Here is a 20589-nt window from a genome sequence, read left to right as displayed (position 1 = left end):
CAGGACAGGCAAGAAAAAGGACGGGCTTTTGGATATTCTGACGTTGCTTCCCCAGTTCGGCGGGTTGATCTGGACGCTTGTCGCATTTGTGATCGCATTGTCGTTGATCGTGGCGATCCATGAATACGGGCATTACATCGTCGGCCGCTGGTCGGGCATTCACGCAGATATCTTTTCCCTCGGCTTCGGTCCGGTTCTTTATGCCCGAACCGACAAGCGCGGCACGGTCTGGCAGATCGCGGCCCTGCCATTCGGCGGCTATGTGAAATTCCGCGGCGATGCCAACGCGGCAAGCGCGCCTGACGGCGCCGCGGTGCGCGACATGAGCCCCGAAGAAAAGCGCAGCACGATGGCCGGGGCGCCGCTCTGGGCGCGGACCGCCACAGTGGCGGCGGGCCCGATCTTCAATTTCGTTCTGGCGATTGCCGTTTTCACCGCTGTCGGAATGACGCGTGGTGTGGCGGTCGATCCGCTGACCGTCGGGGAAATGCGGCCCCTTCCACAGGCGACCGCGTTGCAATCAGGTGATGTTCTGGTGGCGATCGGCGGCCAGGCGGTCCCGTCCTTCGACGAAGAAAACGCATTCGATGCCTTGATCGAGTCACTTCCCGAAGCGCCGAACCTGACCTACACGGTCGAACGCGGCGGGTCGCGGATAGAGCTTGACGGCCCTTGGCTGCTGCCGCCCGTCGTGACGCAGCTTGCGCCGCAATCGGCGGCCTTTTCCGCCGGGCTCGAGGTGGGCGATGTCATCACTGCTGTGGATGGAACGCCGATCTTCGCATTCTCGCAGCTCAAGGAACGCGTCGAGGCGGGCGAGGGAGAGCCGCTTGCCCTGACTGTCTGGCGTCAAGGCGAAACGCTCGACATGACCCTTGCGCCCCGCCGTGTGGACGAGCCCCAGGCCGATGGCGGGTTTCAGACCAACTGGCGCATCGGCATCGTGGGCGGCATGGCGTTCGAACCCGCAACCATGGCGCCGGGCTTTGGCGAGGCGCTGTGGGGCGGCGTGATCGGCACCTGGGACATCATGAAAGGTTCGGTGTCAGGGCTGTGGCACATGATCACCGGTGCGATTTCCAGCTGCAACATGTCCGGGCCCATCGGGATTGCAGAAGTGTCGGGACAGATGGCCAGCCAGGGCGCGATGAATTTTGTCTATTTCATCGGCGTGCTTTCGGCGGCTGTGGGTTTGCTCAACCTGTTCCCCATCCCCGTGCTGGATGGCGGGCACCTCGTTTTCTATGCGTATGAGGCCGTTACCGGAAAACCGCCCAGCGACAAGGTTCTGCGCGTGTTGATGACGATGGGCCTGGTTGTGATCCTGTCGCTCATGGCCTTTGCGCTGACAAACGACATCTTCTGTCCATAACCCGTGACGGCAGGTTGACGCCACGCTGCCAAATTCGTGCCACAATCAATTGTTAATTTCTGTCCTGAACGCAGAATACGCGAGGAACGGACATGCAAACGATCCAGACAGGTGCACGGGGGCTCGGGCTCTTGGTCAAGCTGAATTGGGACCGCATCCTTTTCGTCGGGACCATCTATATCTGCCTCGTTTTCGCGACCTACCTCTACAGTTTGTGATCCCCCATAGGACCGACTTTCAAGCGCGCGCCCGATGCGGCGCGCGTTTGGCGTTTTGACAAGGGGCTTTATTGCCAGTAGTCAGGATGCATCTGAAGGTCTGTCTGGGGGAACCGATGATCGCCGCTTTTTCTGCGCTGGGCCGAGGCCCGGTTACGACAACCGCCAGACTGCGCCGGGCAGGCGCGTTCATTTTCCTTGTTATTGCAATGGCTTTCGCCGCGTTGCCCGATCAGGCCGAGGCGCAGACCTACCGCTTCAGCAACGTGAGAATCGAAGGAAACCAGCGCATCGAACCCGCGACGATCCTGTCCTATGCGGGAATCGCCCGTGGCCAAACGGTGTCGGCAGGGCAGTTGAACGACGCCTATCAGAACATTCTTGGCTCGGGCCTGTTCGAAACAGTCGAGCTGGAGCCGCGCGGCAACACGCTGTTCATCCGTGTCACCGAATTCCCGACGATCAACCGCATTTCGTTTGAAGGCAACCGCCGGCTGGATGACGAGGTACTGGAAACCGTTGTCGAATCCCGCTCGCGCCGTGTGTTCAGCGCGGCCGTTGCGGAACGCGATGCCACCCGCATCGCCGAAGCCTACAACACCGCCGGCCGCCTGGCCGCCCGCGTGACCCCGCGCATCATCCGCCGCAGCGACAACCGCGTCGATCTCGTGTTCGAGATCTTCGAGGGCGACCTTGTCGAGATCGAGCGCATCGGCTTTGTCGGCAACCAGGTCTATTCCGACCGCCGTCTGCGCCGTGTTCTGGAAACCAAGCAGGCGGGCCTGCTGCGCGCCTTCATCCGCCGCGACACCTTCGTCGAGGACCGGATCGAGTTCGATAAGCAGGTTCTGCGCGATTTCTACAACTCGCGCGGCTATGTAGATTTCCGCACGACAGCCGTGAATGCCGAGCTTACCCGCGAGCGTGACGGCTATTTCCTGACCTTCAACGTCTACGAAGGCCAGCAGTTCCGCTTTGGCGAGATCACCACGACGACCGAACTGCCCGACGTGGATGCCGACGAATTCCAGGATGCTCTGCGCGTGCGTCCGGGGGTCATCTATTCGCCGACAATCGTGGAAAACTCGATCGCCCGGCTGGAACGGCTGGCGATCCAGAAGGGGCTGAACTTCATCCGGGTCGAGCCGCGCATCACCCGTAATGACCGCGACCTGACGCTGGATGTGGAATTCGCCGTCGTGCGTGGCCCGCGCGTCTTCGTCGAACGCATCGACATCGAAGGCAACGCCACCACGCTCGACCGCGTCGTGCGCCGCCAGTTCAAGATCGTCGAAGGCGATCCGTTCAACCCGCGCGAAATCCGCGAAAGCGCGGAACGTATCCGCGCGCTCGGGTTCTTCTCGAATGCCGATATCGATGCCCGCGAAGGTTCGAGCCCCGACCAGGTGGTGATCGACGTGAATGTCGAGGAACAGCCCACCGGGTCGCTGTCCTTCGGTGGTGCGTTCTCGACAAATAACGGCTTCTCGCTGGTCGCCTCCTTCGAGGAAGAGAACTTCCTCGGGCGCGGGCAGAGGCTGTCCTTCTCGATCTCGGGTGCGCAGGACAACCGCATCTACCGTCTGCAATTCGCGGAACCGGCCTTCCTCGGGCGCGATCTCGAATTCGGGCTGGATGTCGGCTACATCGAAACCGACAACCAGAACGCCAACTATGACACGCGTCTTGGCAGGTTCCGCCCCGGCCTGACCTTCCCGGTCAGCGAACGCGGACGCCTGAACCTGTATTACCTGGCCGAAACGATGGACATGGATGCCGACTACGAGGACTTGTCGCCAAGTTTCGACGCCTCGGGCACGATCATCTCGCGCGAGGCCGCGCAGGGCGATGTCTGGACCAGTGCGCTCGGCTATAACTACACGTATGACAGCCGGATCAACGGGCTGAACCCGAATACCGGTTTCCGCCTGCAGTTTGGTCAGGAATTCGCCGGGCTTGGCGGTGACAGCAAGTTCATCCGCACCAAGGCGAAAGCCACGTTCGAAACCAAGATCGCCAACGAAGAAGTGACGCTGCGCGCCTCGATCGAGGGCGGGATGCTGAACTTCCGCAATGGCAACAGCCGCGTCACCGACCGCTTCATGATCGGCAACTCGATCATGCGCGGCTTTGCGCCGGACGGCATCGGCCCGCGTGAATTCGACAACAGCGATCCCAACAACGTCATCGACGACGCGCTGGGCGGCAATATCTACGCGGTTGCCAAGTTCGAAGCCGAATTCCCGCTGGGCCTGCCCGAGGAATACGGCATTCGCGGTGGCGCGTTCTACGATGTCGGGTCGGTCTGGGGGCTGGACAACACCTTCAGCAGCTCGAACGTTCTGTATGAGGACCAGTCGTTCCGTCACGTGATCGGCTTGTCGATCTTCTGGGACACGCCGATCGGCCCGCTGCGGTTCAACTTCTCCAAGGCGCTGCAAAAAGAGGAACGCGACGACGAGCAGAAATTCGACGTCACGATCTCGACCCGGTTCTGATGGCGCTGCGGGCAGTCTTTCTGGCTGCCTTGATGGCGTTTGCGCCGCCGGTGGCGGCGCAGCCGCTGTCCCAGGGCGAGCCGGTGATCCGCAGCCCGATCCTGTCGATCAACTACGATCGGTTTTTCTCCGGTTCGCAGCTTGGCCGGGAACTCGTGGCGGAACTCGAGGCCGAACGCATTCTGCTCGAAGCCGAGAACCGCAAGATCGAGGCCGAACTGGAAGCCGAGGAAATCGAGCTGACGGAACAGCGCGACACGATGGAGCCCGACGCCTTTCGCGAGGCGGCCAGCGCCTTCGATCGCAAGGTCGAACAGATCCGCGCCGAGCGGCGGCAACTGGCGGTCGAACTGACACAAAAGAGCGATGCGATGCGCAAGAGGTTCGACGATGCCGCCCTGCCCGTGCTGACCGAGATCGTGCGGGAAACCGGGGCGGTGATGGTCGTCGACACCCGCTCGGTCGTGCTGACGCTGGAAGCGATCGACATAACCGCATTGGCGATCAGCCGGCTGGATGCGGCGCAGGCGACGGAAAACGAAACCGCCCCGCGGGATGAAACCGGCACGTCCCCCGATCCGGCCGAACCGGCGCCCAGGGACGAACCCGCCGACTGACGCGCCCCCGCGCTTGCCCCGGACCGGGGGAGTTGCTAGGGACAAGCGATGCCAGCCACTTATCAAGGACACCCACATGAGTGACACGCTCAAAAGCGCCGACATCCAACTGATCCAGCGCATCCTGCCGCATCGTTACCCGTTCCTTCTGGTGGACCGCGTGAGCGATATCGACGGGACGTCGAGCGCAGTGGGCCTCAAGAACGTTTCGATGAACGAGCCGCATTTCCAGGGCCATTTCCCCGGCACGCCGATCATGCCGGGTGTGACCATCGTCGAGGCGATGGCCCAGACCGCTGCCGTCATGGTGGGTGTGGCCATGGACTTGGCCGACAAGGATCTGCTGATTTACTTCATGGGCATCGACGGCTGCAAATTCCGCCGCAAGGTGGTGCCGGGCGACCAGTTGCGGATGGAGCTGACGACCCTGCGGGGCAAGCCGGGCGCGAAGGTCTGGAAGTTCAAGGGCGTGGCGACTGTCGATGGTGAAATGGCCGCCGAGGCCGAGTTCACCGCGATGATGGACCTGCCGCAGGAGTAAGCCCGCATGGCCAGCCTCATTCACCCTTCTGCCGTGATCGAGGACGGCGCGGAATTGGGCGCGGATGTGCGCATCGGCCCATTCTGCCATGTCGGCCCCGAAGCCCGCCTGGGCGATCGGGTCGAACTGAAATCGCACGTCGTCATTTCCGGCAACACCATGATCGGCGAAGACTCGGTGGTCTTTCCTTTTGCCGTGGTGGGCGAGATCCCGCAGGATCTGAAGTTCAGGGGTGAACAGACGCGGCTTGAAATCGGGGCGCGCAACCGCATCCGCGAACATGTCACGATGAATACGGGCACCGAGGGCGGTGGCGGCGTGACGCGCATCGGCGATGACGGGCTGTTCATGGCAGGTTGTCACATCGCCCATGACGCACAGGTCGGCAACCGCGTGATCATCGTCAACAACTCGGCCATCGCAGGCCATTGCGTGATCGAGGACGACGTGATCGTCGGTGGGCTTTCCGGCGTGCATCAATGGGTGCGCATCGGGCAGGGCGCGATCATCGGCGCGCTGTCGATGGTTACCAATGACGTGATCCCGCATGGCCTGGTCCAGGGGCCGCGGGGCGAATTGGACGGGCTGAACCTCGTGGGACTCAAACGCCGCGGTGTGGCGCGCTCGGACATCACGGCCTTGCGCGCCGCCTTTCAGATGCTGGCGCAGGGCGACGGCACCTTTCAGGACCGCGCGCGCCGGCTGGGCGAGGAAACCAGCAGCGACTACGTGCGCCAGATCGTCGATTTCGTCACCGCCGCCTCGGACCGGCATTTCCTGACGCCAAGGTAGGCCGGTGCTTGCGCTGATCGCAGGGCGGGGACGGTTGCCCGCGGCAGTGGCCGCGGCGCAGGATCGGCCGCCGCTTGTCTGCTCTCTCGACGGGTTCGAACCCGACGGCCTGGCGCCCGACATCACCTTTCGTCTGGAAACCCTGGGCAGCTTCCTGTTGCAGCTGGGTGAGCGTGGCGTCACCGATATCTGCCTGTGCGGATCGATCGAACGACCCGAGATCGACCCGGCCCGGCTGGACGCGGAAACCGCGCCGCTGGTGCCCGTACTGCAAGAGGCGCTGGACCAGGGCGATGACGGTGCTTTGCGCGCGGTGATGGAGCTTTTGGAAAGGACCGGGTTCACCATACGGGCCGCGCATGACCTGGCGCCCGCATTGCTGCCCGACCGGGGTGTGCCGACCCGGCGTCAGCCGCAACAGACCCATCGCGACGACGTCGAGATCGCATTGCAGGTGCTGCAGGACCAGGGGCGCGCGGATCTGGGCCAGGCTTGCGTGGTCAAGCGCGGCAAGGTGCTTGCGCGCGAGGGTCAGGCCGGCACCGATGCGATGCTGGCGCGGCTCGCAATGCCGCGCGGCAGCGGTTCGCCCGATTTCGGGCCGATCACCTGGACGTTCGATCTGGCGGGGGACATGATCGGGCAGGCGGCCGACTGGCTGTCGAACACGACCGAGGACGCGCCGGATGCCCCGGGCGCGGGCGCGATCCTGTTCAAGGCCCCCAAGCCCGGTCAGGACCGCCGTGCCGACCTGCCGACGATCGGTGCACAGACCGCGCGCCGCGCGGCCGAGGCCGGTTTGGACGGTATCGTGATCGAAGCGGGCGGCGTGATCGTCCTCGACCAGCATGAGGTCGTCGCGATCCTCGACGCGATGGGTATGTTCCTGTGGGTGCGCTGAAGGTTTTCCTGATCGCCGGCGAAGCCTCGGGCGACAAGTTGGGCGCGGCTCTCATGGCGGGGCTGAAATCCTTGCGCGCGGTCGAGTTCCAGGGTGTGGCCGGCCCGTTGATGCAGGCCGAAGGTATGCAGAGCCTGTTTCCGATGGAGGAACTGTCGGTGATGGGCCTGGCGGAAATCCTGCCCAAGTACCGCCAACTCAAGCGCCGGATCGATCAGACCGCCCAGGCCGTGCTGGATGCGCAGCCCGATGTTCTGATCACGATCGACAGCCCCGATTTCTGCCTGCGCGTCGCGCGACGCGTCAAGGCAGCCAGCCGTATTCGAACGGTGCATTACGTGGCCCCGACGGTTTGGGCCTGGCGGGCAGGTCGGGCCGAAAAGATGGCGCAGGTGATCGACCAGGTTCTGGCGCTTTTCCCGTTCGAGCCGCCCTATATGGAGGCCGCCGGCATGCGCTGCGATTTCGTCGGCCATCCGGTGGTGTCGGAACCGGTGGCCAGCGATGCGCAGGCCGAGTCGTTCCGTTCTGACAACGGGCTTGCGGACGCGCCGCTACTGCTGCTGCTGCCCGGATCGCGCCGGGGCGAGGTGGGGCGGCTGATGCCGGTCTTTTCCCAGGTGTGCGACAGGCTCTGCAAGGACATGCCGCAACTCCGCGTCGTCATACCTGCGGTGGCCCACGTCGCCGACATGATCGTGGATGCGACGAAGGGCTGGAAAACTCCTCCGCTTGTCCTTGATCCGCGGCAGGGGGATGCCGCCGGGTTCGCGGCACAGAAACGCGCGGCGTTCCGGGCGGCGGACGTGGCGCTTGCCGCGTCCGGCACGGTGTCGCTGGAACTGGCGGCGAGCGCGACGCCGATGGTCATCGCCTATGACATGAGCTGGCTCAGCCGGCAGATCATCAGCCGCATGCTCAAGGTCGATACGGTGACGCTGGTAAACTTGGTGTCGGACACCCGCGCTGTGCCGGAATTCATCGGGGCGCGCTGCCGTGCCGATCTGATCACGCCGGCCGTGCGCGCGGTCCTTGCCGATCCAATGGCACAGCATGACGCGATGGACCTGACGATGGAACGTTTGGGGCGCGGGCAGGCCGATCCCGGCATACGCGCCGCGACGGCCGTGCTTTCGGGGCTCGGCACCGAACCCTGACGCCGTTATTGCGGTTTGAGGATTTCCATGATCCGAGGAAGGATGGCGGGCAGCGATTCCTGGACAAGGGCCATGATCTGGGGTTGCTGACGGGCCAGTATGTCCGGCAGCTTGCGCAGCACCGACCGGCCTTCGGGTGTGGCATAGAAATCGCGCAGGGCGATGATTTCCTCAAGCGTCAGCAAGTCCGCCATCAGCTTGTCCTGTTCGCGCATCACGTCGCGCATCGGCTGTTCGTAGACTTCCATGTACAGCGCCTGCAGATCGGCCTCTTGCTGCTCGGACAACGGGCCGCCCGCGATCTGCTGGAACTGGGGCAGGGCGCCACGCCACATCTGTTCGATGATGCGCGGCATTTCCACATCCTGCATCGACGCTTCGACGTATTCGTGGGCTGCGGCCAGCCTGGCGTCGTAATCGGCATCCTGTGCCAGCACGGGCCCCGCCACGGCGAGAGAGATGGAAAAAGCGATCATACGCAGGGTTCGGGTCATGGGGCCGTTCCTTGTACCGGTAATTACGTCGGCAAGCCTAGGCTGCCCCGTGCGCCCACGCAATCTCAGGTGCCGCAAAAGGTCTGTTTCACTTCTTCATGCGGTTCGGGGGGCAGGCGCAGGTCGGCGGCATCGGGTTGGTCGTCGAACGGACGGGAAAGCACGTCGAGAAGCCGTTCGAACGGGGCATAGTCCCCGCGCGTGGCGGCGGCGATCATCTGCTCCACCCGGTGATTGCGCGGGATGAAGGCAGGGTTGGTGCGCCGCATGAGGCCATCGGGATCGGCCTCGTCCGCGATCCGGGCCTTCCAGCGCGGTTCCCAGGCATCGAAAGCGGCCGTATCGGTGAACTGGTCGCGGGCAGAGCCGTCGGCAAGGCCCCGGAACGTGTTGGTGAAATCGGCGCCGTGGTCCTGCATCAGTTTCAGCAGGTCGTCGATCAGGGCCGTGTCCCCGCCCTGATGCGTCGCAAGGCCCAGCTTGGCGCGAAAGCGCCGCCGCCGTTCCCCTTCGACACGGGTGGGCATGGCATGGATCATGCGGGTGAACACCTGGATCGCATCGTCCTGGTCGGGCATCAGCGGCACCAGCGCCGAGGCAAGCTGCGCCAGGTTCCACGCGATGATCTGCGCCTGGTTGTCGAACGCGTAGCGCCCGTAGCGGTCGATCGAGGAATAGACCGTGACCGGATGGTAGGCATCCATGTAGGCCGCGGGCCCGTAATCGATGGTTTCGCCCGACAGCGTGGTGTTGTCGGTGTTCATCACGCCGTGGATGAACCCGATGGACATCCAGTCCGCCACCAGCGCGGCCTGCCGGTCGATCACCGCCTCGAGCAGTTCGCCAGGATCGCCCGCCTCCGGGTAATGCCGGTCACGGGTATAGGCATAAAGCGCCTTCAGCGCGTCCAGATCGCGGCGCGCGGCGAAGAATTCGAATGTGCCCACACGGATATGGCTGGCGGCGACACGCGTCAGCACCGCACCGGGGAGCGCGCCCTGTTCGCGATAAACCGGATCGCCCGTGGCGACGGCCACCAGTGCGCGCGTCGTCGGGATGCCAAGCGCGTGCATCGCCTCGCTCAGCACGTATTCGCGCAGGACCGGGCCCAGCCATGCCCGTCCGTCACCCATCCGCGAATAGGGGGTGCGCCCCGCACCCTTGAGCTGGATGTCGCGCCGCCGGCCCGCGCGGTCCACGACCTCGCCCAGCAGGATCGCGCGGCCATCGCCAAGCTGCGGGGAAAACCCGCCGAACTGATGCCCGGCATAGGCCTGGGCCAGCGGCGTCGCGCCTTGGGGAATTTCATTGCCGGAAAATACCCGTGCCATTTCGTCGGGTGTGCCCGGCTCTATGCCCAGCTCTTCGGCCAGCGCGGTGTTGAACCGGATCAGGCGGGGGGTGCCCACGGGTTCGGGGGCCTGCCGGGTGAAAAACCGGTCGGGCAGGGCGGCATAGGTGTTGTCGAAGGGCACATGCAGGGTCATGGCGCAAAGATAACCACGATGCGCATCTTTACCAGAGCGGTTTTTCCATCGTGATCGAGGTCGGCCGCGCAAAACCGGGATGCGCCTTTTCCCCGACCTTTTCGAAACCCATCCGGGCAAAGGCCGCATGATTGCCCGTCAGCTCGATCCGGGTTTCCAGCCGCAGGCAGCGCAGGTTCAGATCGCGGGCCAACGCTTCGGCCGCCGCGACAAGCCGCGCACCGACGCCGCGCCGCTGCGCGCCGGGGGACACCGCCAGCTTTCCGATATAGAGCGCATTGCCCTGCGGCGCGAAAAAGGCGCAGCCCAGCAATGCGTTGTCCCCGGTCGCGAGATACAGGTGTTCCGCCCGGGCGCGGTGGGCCAGCGCCTGCGGCGTCAGGCGCAGGGCAGAGGATGGCGGGTCGATCCGGCCTTCCATATAGGCAAAACTTTCCAGGATCAGCGACAGCAATCCGTCCCAGTTGCCGAATTCTTCCGGCGCGGGGCCGATCCTCACCGCAGAACCCGCGTCATCAGGCTGTACTTGTCGCGCAGCCGGAAACCCGCGCGGGTATAGAGCCGTTGCGCGCGGGTGTTTTCGCGGTCGACCTCGAGCGACAGCCCGCACAACCCATGCTGGGCCAGCGCCGGCACAAGCCCCAGAAGCACATCCATGCCCATGCCGCGACCACGCACCGGAGGGCGGATCCAGAATTCATCGATCACCCCGTCGATTCCGCCAAGTTCGACCGAATAGCCGAAGGAAATCACGATATACCCCACGGGGCTGCGGCGCGGCCCGATAAGGTAGGCAACGCCAAGCGGAGTGCCTTCCAGAAGCGGTGTCAGCGCGGCGGTCAGATGCGCCTCGTCGCTCTGGATGCCTTCTTCGGCGTGATAGGCCGCTACCATCGGCAACAGGCGCGGAAGGTCTTCTATGCTTGCGATGTGAAGAGCGGTCACAGGCGGGCCAGCCTTTCCGTCAGCAGGGCAAAGAACCCGTCGGCATCGATGTCGCCCATGAACATCGCGTTGGGTGCGCGCCCCGATACCCGCCACCAGTCGGCGACGGTCATGCCCATGGTCAGATCGGACTGGGTTTCGATTTCGACGTTGATATGCCGGCCGGAAAAGAGATCGGGCCGGATCAGGTAGGCCGTCACGCATGGATCGTGCAGCGGCGCGCCGGCGCTGCCGTATTTTTCACGGTCGAACCGTTCGAAGAAATCCGTCATCTGCGCCACGGCCATGCCGACCGGCGTGCCAAGCGCGCGAAAGGCGTCGTTGCGCGGCTTGGTCACCAGCGCCTTGTGCGTCACGTCCAGCGGCATGACGGTCAGCCTGGCGCCGGATTTGAAAACGATCTTCGCGGCCTGGGGGTCGACATAGATGTTGAACTCGGCCGCGGGCGTGATGTTGCCCACCTCGAAATAGGCGCCCCCCATCAGCACGACTTCCGCCACGCGCTCTGCGATATCGGGGGCCTTTTCGAACGCCACGGCGATATTCGTCAGCGGCCCCAGTGGGCACAACGTGACGGTGCCGGGCGGTTCGTTGCGCAGGGTGTCGATAATGAAATCGACCGCATGGTCGTCTTGCAGCGGCATTGTCGGCTCGGGCAGGGTGGGGCCATCCAGCCCGGACTTTCCGTGCACATGTTCGGCTGTCACCAACTCGCGCCCGAGCGGGCGGTCGCACCCGGCGAAAACCCGCATGTCCGGGCGCCCGGCCAGTTCGCACACCATGCGCGCGTTGCGCTCGGTCAGGTGAAGGGGCACGTTGCCGGCAACGGCAGTGACGCCCAGAACTTCGATCTCGTCGGGGCTGGCGAGCGCCAGCAGGATCGCGACGGCGTCATCCTGGCCGGGATCGGTGTCGATGATGATCTTTCTGGCTGACATGCGCGGTCCCTAAGTCGTTTGCGGGACAGTGGCAACCCGAACCGGCCTTGTCCATAACCGCCGATTGCGCCCCGGCCCATTTCCGCCCATTCTGCGCCAAAGACCAAAAAGGCCGGGGGAATAGATGGCGGACGAGGTTCGGGTTTACCTGCATGCGGGCGCACATCGCACCGGCACAAGCAGCTTTCAGATGTGCCTGGACCGGAACGCCGATCTTCTGCGGGACGCAGGTTGTGATCTGGCCTATCCCGGGCGCGACGGTATCCCCGGCGGCAAGCTGAAGATGAAGTTGCCCAGCCCGCGCCACGGCCTGAAAAAGGCCAAGGGGTTCATCGAGCCGGCCCGCGCCGAGATCGACAAGCGGCGGCAGGGACGGAGCCGCCTTGTCCTGTCCGAGGAAAACATCCCCGGCCGCATGCTGCATTTCACGCAAGGCAAGTTCTATCCCGCCAAGGAAATCCGCGCGCGCATCCTGGCCCAGGCGCTGCCTGGGCCGGTGGCGCATCTGATCTATGTCGTGCGGCCCTATGACGAATTGTTCGTCTCCGCCTATCGCAAGCGGGCCGAGGATATTCCCGTCGATCCATTTCACGAGGTCATTCCCGGCCTGATGCAGGTGGACGAAGGCTGGCCCGAATTGATGGCCGTTTTTCAGGCGTATCTGAAACCCGCAAAACTGACAGTTCTGACTTATCCCGCGCGGGGCAGCAGCCGCAGCCTTGTGGCACGGCTATTGCCCGACATCGCCAAGGACAGTCTGGCCGAACCCGATCGCCAATTGAACCGCAGCCCGACGGATGCGGCGCTGGAGGAGTTGCAGCGCCGCTATCACGCGGGGGAAACCCTATCGAAAGAGGCGTTTCACGAGATCATGGAACGCCATGCGGGCGCCCGCGACACGCTGGGCCTGGCGGAATTCGCCGCGACCGACCGGCAGAAACTGCGCGACCGCTATCATGCCGACCTCGATCGGTTGCGCGCGATGCCCGGATTGACTCTGGTCGATTCGGCCGGGGATTGATGGCCGCCCGGACCCGCAGGCAGGCTTTTGCGCGTCCGGCTCCGGTTTAGGCAATTGGCCGCGTGCTGGCGGGGCGGGCCTGGTTCACCCGATTGACATTCGCGCAACCGAGGCGTGGGGGGTGCAACTCATGATGGCGCCACGAAAATTTGGCGATCCCGTCTGCGGCCGCACCGGCCAAAGCGCAGAATATCCGGCGGCCTGTTTCTTCAATGTGCAGAAAGTCGCCAGGCCATCGGTCGAATAATGCCGGTTAAGTCTTTGCCGTCATTTGAAAAATCACTCCATCACGTGAATATCCGGGTCATCGGCGGCACAGGCTGCCGTTCACACCACTCATGGAGGAACGTGACATGAAAAAGACTGCTCTGATCATCCTGCCCGCACTGCTGGCCACCCCGCTTCTGGCGGAAACGCCGCTGGTCGATGCCGATGGCAACGGAACCTACTCGTACAACGAGATCAGCGCCGCACACCCCGATGTGAGCGAAGACGCCTTTGCCGAAATGGATGCAAACGGCGACGGTGAGATCGATGCGGATGAACTGGCGATGGCCAAGGACGCCGGGATGATCCCCAGCGAAGGCTGACCGCCTTAATCACTCACGGAACAAAAAGGCCCCCGGCGTGTTGCGCCGGGGGCCATCTAATTGGTGGGTGTGTCCGGTCAGGTCAGCGTACCGTCGGCCGCAAGCCGCGTCTTGCCCCGCAGGTAGGGGTAGAGCGCCTCGGGCAGGTCGACCGATCCGTCCTCTTGCTGGCCGTTTTCCAGCACCGCGATCAGCGCGCGGCCCACGGCCAGGCCCGATCCGTTCAGCGTGTGCAGGAATTGCGGCTTGCCGCCATCCGCGGGCTTGAACCGCGCATTCATGCGCCGCGCCTGGAAATCGCCGCAAACCGAGACCGAGCTGATCTCGCGATAGGTGTTCTGCCCCGGCAGCCAGACCTCGATATCGTGGGTCTTTTGCGCGCCGAACCCCATGTCGCCGGTGCACAGAACCACCGTGCGGTACGGCAGACCCAGGGCTTCGAGCACGCCTTCGGCGCATTTCGTCATGCGGTCATGTTCGTTCAGGCTTTGGTCGGGATGGGTGACGCTGACCATCTCGACCTTTTCGAACTGGTGCTGACGCAGCATCCCGGCGGTGTCCTTGCCCGCGCTGCCCGCCTCGGATCGGAAGCACTGCGTATGCGCGACATAGCGGCGGGGCAGGTAGCTTTCTTCGACCGTCATGCCGTTGACGATGTTGGTCAGCGTCACCTCGGCCGTGGGCACCAGCCACCAGCCATTCGTGGTCTGATAGCTGTCTTCGCCGAATTTCGGCAATTGCCCGGTGCCCTGCATCATCTCGTCGCGCACCAGAACGGGCGTCCAGGTTTCCGACAGCCCGTTGTTTTCGACATGATGGTCGATCATGAACTGCGCCAGCGCCCGGTGGATACGGGCAACGCCCGCGGACAGCACGACGAAACGCGAGCCGGAAAGCTTTGCGGCCGTTTCGAAATCCATCCCCGGTTTGACGCCTTCAAGCTCGTAATGTTCCTTGGGGGCGAATGTGAATTCGCGCGGGGTGCCCCAGCGGCGGATTTCGACGTTGTCGTCTTCGTCCGCGCCATCGGGCACGTCGGCAAGGGGCGTGTTGGGCAGCGTCATCAGGAACGCGGTCAGTTCCGCATCCAGCTCCTTGGCCTGGCTCTGCATCGCGGCGACCTCGGCCTTTTTCTCGGCCACGAGCGCGCGCAGGCGTTCGAATTCGGCCTCGTCGCCCTTGGCCTTGGCGGCGCCCACTTCCTTGCTGGCCTTGTTCTGCTCGGCCTGCGCGGTTTCCGCGGCATGGATGACCGTGCGCCTTTTTTCGTCCAGCGCCAGAACGTGCGACGACGCCGGCTCTGCCCCGCGACGCGCAAGCGCCGCGTCCAGTGCGGCAGGATTTTCGCGGATGGCACGGATGTCATGCATGGGTCTGGTTCCCTTGGCTTTGATCAGGTCGCGCCCCTATTGCCCGATTTCGCAGGGCGGGGAAAGGGGGATGCGGCGGGCCCGATATGGACGGATGCGGCCGGTAGTGCGCGGTTTGGCTTTTCGTCGCAGCGCGCAGGCCCACTTCGTCTTGCAAAACCCCATGCGCGCACATAGGTTCCCGCCAACTTTCACGCCGCGTCCGGCGGCGCGATCCCATTGCAGACAAGGAAGCCCCAGATGGAAGCCTTTGGCCAGTTCATCCCCCTCATTCTGATCTTCGCGATCATGTATTTCCTGCTGATCCGGCCCCAGCAGAAAAAGCTGAAGGACCACCAGCAAATGGTCGAGGCGCTGCGCCGGGGCGACCAGGTGGTCACGCAGGGCGGGCTGATCGGCAAGGTCAGCAAGGTCAAGGAAGACAACGAAATCGAGGTGGAACTGGCCGAGGGCGTGCGCGTTCGCGTCGTCAAGTCGACCATCGCGCAGGTTCTAAACAAGACCGAACCCGCCGAAGCCAAGTAAACCGCCCCCCGCGCCGGACAGCGGCGCCAAGACAGCAGGCACGGCCATGTTGCAGATTGAACTATGGAAACGGGTGGTGATCTGGGGCCTCGTGGCCCTCGGTCTGCTTCTGGCGCTGCCCAACGCGTTCTACACGCGGGTTGAAACTTCGAACGACGCGCGGGCCGCTCTGGAAACCGGCGCCACCGCCGAAGGGCTGCAAGAGCAGGCAAGCCTGTGGCCCTCGTTCCTGCCCTCGGGGCTGGTCAACCTCGGGCTCGACCTGCGCGGCGGCGCGCACCTGCTGGCCGAGGTCCAGGTCGCCGATGTCTACGAAACGCGGATCAAGGCGATGTGGCCCGAGGTTCTGGCCCTTCTGCGCGAGGAACGCGGCCGCATCGGCACGTTCCGCCTGCAGGACAGCAACGCCGAGGAACTGCGCATCCGCCTGAACGAAAAGCCCGACATGGCCGCCGAAGCCGCGGCGCTTGTGCGCGGCCTGTCCCGCCCGGTCGTCAGCATGACGGGTGCCGGCGCCAGCGATATCGAGGTGACGGTCGAAGGCCCGGACGTGGTCATTCGCCTGTCCGAGGCCGAACGCCTTGCCATGGACCAGCGCACGGTGGCGCAGGCGCTGGAAATCATCCGCCGCCGCATCGACGAGGTCGGCACCCGCGAGCCCACGATCCAGCGGCAGGGGTCCGACCGCATCCTGATCCAGGTGCCCGGCATCGGCAGCGCGGCCGAACTGAAGGAAATCATCGGCACCACCGCGCAGTTGACCTTTCAACCGGTCGTGACGCGCACCACCAATGCCGACATGCCTCCGGGGCCGGGCAACGAATTGCTGCCCGCCATGGACGAGGACGATGTCTATTACGTGCTGGAAGAGGCCGCGGTCGTCACCGGCGAGGAACTGGTGGACGCACAGCCGACATTCGACCAGAACGGCCGCCCGGCGGTGAATTTCCGTTTCGATCCGACCGGCGCGCGCCGGTTCGGCGATTACACCGCCGAGAACATCGGCAGTCCCTTCGCCATCGTGCTGGACAACGAGGTTATCAGCGCCCCCGTGATCCAGAGCCACATCCCAGGCGGATCGGGTATCATCACCGGCAATTTCACGGTCGAGGAATCGACCAACCTCGCCGTTCTGCTGCGCGCGGGCGCCCTGCCGGCGGGGCTGGAATTCCTCGAAGAGCGGACGATCGGCCCGGAACTTGGCGCCGACAGCATCGAGGCGGGCACCGTCGCGTGTATCGTGGCGGGTATCGCCGTGCTAGTGTTCATGTTCCTCAGCTATGGCACCTTCGGCGTGTTCGCGAATATCGCGCTGATGGTGAACGTCGCGCTGATTTTCGGGCTGCTCAGCCTGATCGGGGCGACACTGACCCTGCCGGGCATCGCCGGCATCGTCCTGACCATCGGGATGGCGGTCGACGCCAACGTTCTGGTGTTCGAGCGTATCCGCGAAGAGTTGAAGACAGCACGAGGTCCGGCCCGCGCGATCGAGCTTGGCTATGAAAAGGCAATGAGCGCGATCGTTGACGCCAACATTACCACCTTCATCACCGCCGTGATCCTCTATGTCATGGGGTCCGGCCCGGTGCGCGGCTTTGCCATCACGCTTGGCCTGGGCATCATCACGTCCGTATTCACCGCCTTCTTCGTCACCCGGTTGCTTGTTGCCATGTGGTTCGAGCGCCGCCGCCCCAAAACGCTGGAGGTGTGATATGCGCCTGAGACTCGTTCCCGAAATCACCAACTGGGATTTCTTTTCGCGCTCCAAGCTCTGGCTGGGCATATCGGCCGTCATGGTCGTGATCGCCTTTGGATCCTTCCTGGTGCAGGGGCTCAACTACGGTATCGACTTCCGCGGCGGCACGACGATCCGCACAGAAAGCCCGACGCCGGTCGATGTCGGCGCCTATCGTGATGCTGTCGCGCCGCTGGGGCTGGGCGACATCACCATCACCGAGGTGTTCGATCCCACATTCGCCGACGATCAGAACGTCGCGATGATCCGCATCCAGGCCCAGGACGGCCAAGAGGCGGTCAGCCCCGAAACCGTCCAGCAGGTCGAGGACGCGTTGGCGACCTTCGCGCCCGATATCCGCTTTGTCAGCGTCGAGTCGGTGGGCCCGAAAGTGTCCGGCGAGTTGATCCAGACGGCCATCATCGCGGTCGTTCTCGCGATTGGCGCGGTGCTGGTCTACATCTGGCTGCGGTTCGAATGGCAGTTCGCGCTGGGTGCGGTCGCCGCGCTGGTGCACGACGTCATTCTGACGATCGGCATCTTCTCGGAGCTGCAGATCCGGTTCGACCTTGCGATCATCGCGGCACTGCTGACCATTGTCGGCTATTCGCTGAACGACACGGTGGTCGTGTTCGACCGCGTTCGGGAAAACCTGCGCAAATACAAGCAGACGCCGCTGAAAGAAGTGTTGAACCAGTCGATCAACGAAACGCTCAGCCGGACCATGATGACATCGGTCACCACGCTGATCGCGCTGATCGCGCTGTTCATCCTTGGCGGCGACGTGATCCGCGGCTTTGTCTTCGCGATGATCTGGGGCGTGATCGTGGGCACCTACAGCTCGATCTTCGTGGCGTCGGCCCTGTTGCTCCGCCTTGGGGTCAAGCGCGACTGGAACAAACCGGACAACACCGCCGGTAACCAATACGCCAATATCGATGCCTGACATCCTGTCGCAGGCCCTCACGCTCGAGGGCCTGTGGCTGATCGTCCTTGGTGCCGTCCTGTCAGGCATCGTGCGCGGGTTTTCTGGGTTTGGAACCGCGCTGATCTTCATTCCGCTGGCAGGGCAGGTGGTGCCTCCGATCTGGGTGATCACGATCCTTGTCGTGATGGATATGTTTGGCCCGGCACCGAACCTGCCGCGCGCGTGGCGCGACGGCGCGGCGGCCCAGGTTGGCTGGCTGTTGCTGGGGGCCGTTGTCTGCCTGCCTCTCGGGCTGGCGATCCTGGTTCGTGTGTCGCCCGAAGCGTTTCGTTATGCGGTGTCGCTGCTGGCCATTGCCGCACCAATCGTTCTCAGCCTCGGGCTGCGCTACCATGGCCCCATGTCCCGGCCTTTGTTGACAGGCACCGGAGGCGCATCGGGATTCCTGGGCGGAGTGGCCGGCCTGCCAGGGCCGCCGGTGATCCTGCTTTACATGGCAGGGCCGAATCCGCCCGCGCTGATCCGCGCGAACACGATGCTCTATCTTTATGCCTATGACCTGATGCTGCTGGCGCTGCTGGGCCTTCAGGGCCGGCTCGAGGCGGTGCCGGTCGTATTGGGCTTGCTGATGGCGCTGCCGAACATCGCCGGAAATATTCTGGGGGCGCGGGTGTTTCATCCAGACCGCGCTCGTGTTTATCGTGGGGCCGCCTACGCCATAACCATTGCCGCTGCGATCAGCGGCCTGCCACTTTGGGACTGATCCGATGGAAATGCACGAGATCCGATATGACAGCGCCGTGCCGGTCGAAGGCTACGGCCCCGGCTTTTTCCGCATCGACGGACGGGTCATCAAAGGCGCGATGATCGCGACCTCCGAACGTGCGCAAGGCTGGGCCGGACTGGACGATCCGTCCCCGCTCGAAGCGCTGGCAGGGCAGGTGGATGTCGTCTTTCTGGGGATGGGCGGCGACATCGCGCACGCGCCGGCTGCTTTGCGCGCCCGCCTGGAAGATCTGGGGCTGGGGGTCGAGGTCATGTCGTCGCCGGCGGCGTGCCGGACATACAACGTGCTTTTGTCCGAGGGCCGGCGCGTCGCGCTGGCGGCCCTTCCGGTCTGAAGTCTAGAATCGCCCATATGCAAAACTGTGCGGAATCCCGCACAAACCGCGCGGTTTGCTGTGCGGGTTTTCGCACATCCCGTGCGGTGCGCCCGGCATGCCTGCAACTGCGCACATTCTAACCTGCTGAAAAAAGCTGCATTTCGCCCATATTGCCGGCGAATCTCACATTCCCTTGAGCGATGCCGCGTCCTTGGCAACTCTTCCCGCAGCGCGCGCCGGGGTCTCTGGCGCGCCGAATGTAACGTCTCGAGACTTGGGAGGAGACAGATGAAAAAGTTTTTGACCACCGCCGCAATGGCGCTGGCGATGACCGCCACCGCGCAAACCGCGACCGCTGCATGTGACGACGGCGAGATCGTCATCAAGTTCAGCCACGTCACCAACACCGACCGCCACCCCAAGGGGATCGCGGCGTCGCTGCTGCAACAGCGCGTGAACGACGAGATGAACGGCAAGGCCTGCATGGAGGTCTTCCCGAACTCGACGCTTTACAACGATGACCAGGTGCTCGAGGCGATGCTGCAGGGCGACGTGCAGCTGGCCGCGCCGTCACTGTCGAAATTCGAGCAGTTCACCAAGCAGTTCCGCATCTTCGACCTGCCGTTCATGTTCAAGAACATCGACGCCGTGGACGAGTTCCAGACCTCGGAAACCGGCCAGGCGATGAAGGAATCGATGACCCGCCGCGGCCTGCTGGGTCTGCAGTTCTGGCATAACGGCATGAAGCAGATGTCGGCCAACAAGCCTCTGATCGAGCCGACCGACGCCAACGGCCTGAAATTCCGCGTGCAGAACTCGGACGTTCTCAAGGCGCAGATGGCGGCGCTGGGCGGCAGCCCGCAGCCGATGGCCTTCTCGGAAGTGTACGGCGCTTTGCAGACCGGCGTTGTGGACGGTCAGGAAAACACCTGGTCGAACATCTACGGCCAGAAATTCTTTGAGGTGCAGGACGGCACGACCGAAACCAACCACGGCATCATCGACTACCTGGTCGTGACCAACGTGGACTGGTGGGAAAGCCTGGATGCCGACGTGCGTGAGCAGCTCGGCACCATCCTGCGCGAAGTGACCGAAGCGCGTAACGCGGAATCGACCAAGGTGAACGAAGAGGCCAAGCAGGCCATCATCGATGCCGGCGGCACCGTCCGCACACTGACGCCTGAACAGCGCGCCATGTGGGTCGACGCGATGAAGCCCGTGTGGGAGCAGTTCAAGGACGACGTGGGCCAGGACAACATCGACGCGGCCCAGGCGATCAACGCCAAGCACTAAGGCCCGGCACATGCCGGACGGCCCGGCCCCCACGATCGGGGCCGGGCCTTTCTACATCCGTCAA

The 20589-nt window shown here is 63.9% G+C and carries 22 protein-coding genes; 16 read left to right on the top strand and 6 right to left on the bottom strand.

Going from position 1 to position 20589, the window contains the following annotated elements; all coding sequences use genetic code 11:
- Window positions 1-28: 28 nt before the first annotated feature.
- From rseP to lpxB, 8 genes are all read left to right on the top strand, one after another.
- A complete protein-coding gene (gene rseP / locus BLT50_RS16350; RefSeq protein ID WP_090029930.1) occupies window positions 29-1372 on the top strand; it encodes an RIP metalloprotease RseP in 1344 nt (447 codons plus the stop codon).
- Between the two features lie 92 nt (window positions 1373-1464).
- Window positions 1465-1590 carry a hypothetical protein gene (locus BLT50_RS19710; protein ID WP_281241657.1) on the top strand — a complete coding sequence of 42 codons (126 nt, stop codon included), beginning with the start codon at window positions 1465-1467 and terminating at the stop codon, window positions 1588-1590.
- A gap of 209 nt (window positions 1591-1799) precedes the next feature.
- Window positions 1800-4088 carry an outer membrane protein assembly factor BamA gene (bamA, locus tag BLT50_RS16345; protein ID WP_245723427.1) on the top strand — a complete coding sequence of 763 codons (2289 nt, stop codon included), beginning with the start codon at window positions 1800-1802 and terminating at the stop codon, window positions 4086-4088.
- Window positions 4088-4705, top strand: coding sequence for an OmpH/Skp family outer membrane protein (locus BLT50_RS16340; RefSeq protein WP_090029928.1), 618 nt, complete (start codon window positions 4088-4090; stop codon window positions 4703-4705). Before bamA ends, BLT50_RS16340 begins: the two co-directional genes overlap by 1 nt.
- A 76-nt stretch (window positions 4706-4781) precedes the next feature.
- Window positions 4782-5246 carry a 3-hydroxyacyl-ACP dehydratase FabZ gene (fabZ, locus tag BLT50_RS16335; protein ID WP_090029926.1) on the top strand — a complete coding sequence of 155 codons (465 nt, stop codon included), beginning with the start codon at window positions 4782-4784 and terminating at the stop codon, window positions 5244-5246.
- Between the two features lie 6 nt (window positions 5247-5252).
- Window positions 5253-6038 (top strand): acyl-ACP--UDP-N-acetylglucosamine O-acyltransferase, encoded by a 786-nt coding sequence (gene lpxA / locus BLT50_RS16330; RefSeq protein ID WP_090029924.1) that lies wholly within the window; start codon window positions 5253-5255, stop codon window positions 6036-6038.
- A 4-nt stretch (window positions 6039-6042) separates the two neighbouring features.
- Window positions 6043-6939 (top strand): LpxI family protein, encoded by an 897-nt coding sequence (locus BLT50_RS16325; protein WP_090029922.1) that lies wholly within the window; start codon window positions 6043-6045, stop codon window positions 6937-6939.
- On the top strand, window positions 6936-8096 hold the full coding sequence (gene lpxB / locus BLT50_RS16320) for a lipid-A-disaccharide synthase (protein WP_090030107.1): 1161 nt from the start codon (window positions 6936-6938) through the stop codon (window positions 8094-8096). The genes BLT50_RS16325 and lpxB overlap by 4 nt, the downstream gene beginning before the upstream one ends.
- A gap of 5 nt (window positions 8097-8101) precedes the next feature.
- On the opposite strand, the gene BLT50_RS16315 is transcribed toward lpxB, so the two are convergent.
- The 5 genes from BLT50_RS16315 to BLT50_RS16295 all read right to left on the bottom strand — a co-directional run bounded on the left by BLT50_RS16315 (window position 8102) and on the right by BLT50_RS16295 (window position 11960).
- Window positions 8102-8590 (bottom strand): DUF2059 domain-containing protein, encoded by a 489-nt coding sequence (locus tag BLT50_RS16315; RefSeq protein WP_090029920.1) that lies wholly within the window; start codon window positions 8588-8590, stop codon window positions 8102-8104.
- A gap of 65 nt (window positions 8591-8655) precedes the next feature.
- A complete protein-coding gene (locus BLT50_RS16310) occupies window positions 8656-10077 on the bottom strand; it encodes a protein adenylyltransferase SelO (RefSeq protein WP_090029918.1) in 1422 nt (473 codons plus the stop codon).
- 28 nt (window positions 10078-10105) lie between these two features.
- Window positions 10106-10498: a GNAT family N-acetyltransferase gene (locus tag BLT50_RS16305; protein WP_090030103.1), complete on the bottom strand. Its 393-nt coding sequence runs from the start codon at window positions 10496-10498 to the stop codon at window positions 10106-10108.
- Window positions 10499-10572: 74 nt separating this feature from the next.
- A complete protein-coding gene (locus BLT50_RS16300; protein ID WP_245723425.1) occupies window positions 10573-11022 on the bottom strand; it encodes a GNAT family N-acetyltransferase in 450 nt (149 codons plus the stop codon).
- Complete coding sequence (locus BLT50_RS16295) at window positions 11019-11960, bottom strand: nucleoside hydrolase (protein WP_090029916.1); 942 nt, start codon at window positions 11958-11960, stop codon at window positions 11019-11021. The genes BLT50_RS16300 and BLT50_RS16295 overlap by 4 nt, the downstream gene beginning before the upstream one ends.
- A gap of 124 nt (window positions 11961-12084) precedes the next feature.
- Here BLT50_RS16295 and BLT50_RS16290 point away from each other — a divergent pair, with 124 nt between their 5' ends.
- A complete protein-coding gene (locus tag BLT50_RS16290) occupies window positions 12085-12981 on the top strand; it encodes a hypothetical protein (RefSeq protein ID WP_090029915.1) in 897 nt (298 codons plus the stop codon).
- A 353-nt stretch (window positions 12982-13334) separates the two neighbouring features.
- Window positions 13335-13571, top strand: coding sequence for an EF-hand domain-containing protein (locus BLT50_RS16285; RefSeq protein ID WP_090030101.1), 237 nt, complete (start codon window positions 13335-13337; stop codon window positions 13569-13571).
- Between the two features lie 77 nt (window positions 13572-13648).
- Here BLT50_RS16285 and serS read toward each other — a convergent pair whose 3' ends face one another.
- Window positions 13649-14941, bottom strand: coding sequence for a serine--tRNA ligase (serS, locus tag BLT50_RS16280; RefSeq protein WP_090029913.1), 1293 nt, complete (start codon window positions 14939-14941; stop codon window positions 13649-13651).
- A 240-nt stretch (window positions 14942-15181) separates the two neighbouring features.
- Here serS and yajC point away from each other — a divergent pair, with 240 nt between their 5' ends.
- The 6 genes from yajC (at window position 15182) to BLT50_RS16250 (ending at window position 20525) form a co-directional block, all read left to right on the top strand.
- Complete coding sequence (gene yajC, locus BLT50_RS16275) at window positions 15182-15466, top strand: preprotein translocase subunit YajC (RefSeq protein ID WP_090029911.1); 285 nt, start codon at window positions 15182-15184, stop codon at window positions 15464-15466.
- Window positions 15467-15512: 46 nt separating this feature from the next.
- Window positions 15513-17177 carry a protein translocase subunit SecD gene (gene secD / locus BLT50_RS16270; protein ID WP_090029909.1) on the top strand — a complete coding sequence of 555 codons (1665 nt, stop codon included), beginning with the start codon at window positions 15513-15515 and terminating at the stop codon, window positions 17175-17177.
- Window position 17178: 1 nt separating this feature from the next.
- Window positions 17179-18147, top strand: coding sequence for a protein translocase subunit SecF (gene secF, locus BLT50_RS16265; protein WP_090029907.1), 969 nt, complete (start codon window positions 17179-17181; stop codon window positions 18145-18147).
- The gene (locus BLT50_RS16260) at window positions 18140-18892 is read left to right on the top strand and encodes a sulfite exporter TauE/SafE family protein (RefSeq protein WP_090029904.1); all 753 of its coding nucleotides are present in this window, start codon (window positions 18140-18142) and stop codon (window positions 18890-18892) included. Before secF ends, BLT50_RS16260 begins: the two co-directional genes overlap by 8 nt.
- Window positions 18893-18896: 4 nt before the next feature.
- A complete protein-coding gene (locus tag BLT50_RS16255) occupies window positions 18897-19250 on the top strand; it encodes an Mth938-like domain-containing protein (protein ID WP_090029902.1) in 354 nt (117 codons plus the stop codon).
- Window positions 19251-19520: 270 nt separating this feature from the next.
- Complete coding sequence (locus BLT50_RS16250) at window positions 19521-20525, top strand: DctP family TRAP transporter solute-binding subunit (protein ID WP_090029901.1); 1005 nt, start codon at window positions 19521-19523, stop codon at window positions 20523-20525.
- The last annotated feature ends 64 nt before the right edge of the window (window positions 20526-20589 follow it).

Origin of the sequence: Lutimaribacter saemankumensis, from assembly GCF_900100005.1 — a bacterium.
GTDB lineage: Bacteria > Pseudomonadota > Alphaproteobacteria > Rhodobacterales > Rhodobacteraceae > Lutimaribacter > Lutimaribacter saemankumensis.
The sequence above is the reverse complement of the archived record's forward strand: the minus strand, read 5'-3'. Positions and strand labels throughout refer to the sequence as shown.

Coding starts and splice junctions, on each gene's coding strand:
- lpxA (WP_090029924.1), top strand. CDS start 5,253: ATGGCCAGCCTCATTCACCCTTCTGCCGTGATCGAGGACGGCGCGGAA.
- fabZ (WP_090029926.1), top strand. CDS start 4,782: ATGAGTGACACGCTCAAAAGCGCCGACATCCAACTGATCCAGCGCATC.
- BLT50_RS16255 (WP_090029902.1), top strand. CDS start 18,897: ATGGAAATGCACGAGATCCGATATGACAGCGCCGTGCCGGTCGAAGGC.
- BLT50_RS16310 (WP_090029918.1), bottom strand. CDS start 10,077: ATGACCCTGCATGTGCCCTTCGACAACACCTATGCCGCCCTGCCCGAC.
- BLT50_RS16295 (WP_090029916.1), bottom strand. CDS start 11,960: ATGTCAGCCAGAAAGATCATCATCGACACCGATCCCGGCCAGGATGAC.
- BLT50_RS16305 (WP_090030103.1), bottom strand. CDS start 10,498: ATGGAAGGCCGGATCGACCCGCCATCCTCTGCCCTGCGCCTGACGCCG.
- BLT50_RS19710 (WP_281241657.1), top strand. CDS start 1,465: ATGCAAACGATCCAGACAGGTGCACGGGGGCTCGGGCTCTTGGTCAAG.
- BLT50_RS16260 (WP_090029904.1), top strand. CDS start 18,140: ATGCCTGACATCCTGTCGCAGGCCCTCACGCTCGAGGGCCTGTGGCTG.
- secF (WP_090029907.1), top strand. CDS start 17,179: ATGCGCCTGAGACTCGTTCCCGAAATCACCAACTGGGATTTCTTTTCG.
- BLT50_RS16340 (WP_090029928.1), top strand. CDS start 4,088: ATGGCGCTGCGGGCAGTCTTTCTGGCTGCCTTGATGGCGTTTGCGCCG.
- BLT50_RS16315 (WP_090029920.1), bottom strand. CDS start 8,590: ATGACCCGAACCCTGCGTATGATCGCTTTTTCCATCTCTCTCGCCGTG.
- serS (WP_090029913.1), bottom strand. CDS start 14,941: ATGCATGACATCCGTGCCATCCGCGAAAATCCTGCCGCACTGGACGCG.
- bamA (WP_245723427.1), top strand. CDS start 1,800: ATGGCTTTCGCCGCGTTGCCCGATCAGGCCGAGGCGCAGACCTACCGC.
- BLT50_RS16285 (WP_090030101.1), top strand. CDS start 13,335: ATGAAAAAGACTGCTCTGATCATCCTGCCCGCACTGCTGGCCACCCCG.
- yajC (WP_090029911.1), top strand. CDS start 15,182: ATGGAAGCCTTTGGCCAGTTCATCCCCCTCATTCTGATCTTCGCGATC.
- BLT50_RS16250 (WP_090029901.1), top strand. CDS start 19,521: ATGAAAAAGTTTTTGACCACCGCCGCAATGGCGCTGGCGATGACCGCC.
- secD (WP_090029909.1), top strand. CDS start 15,513: ATGTTGCAGATTGAACTATGGAAACGGGTGGTGATCTGGGGCCTCGTG.
- BLT50_RS16290 (WP_090029915.1), top strand. CDS start 12,085: ATGGCGGACGAGGTTCGGGTTTACCTGCATGCGGGCGCACATCGCACC.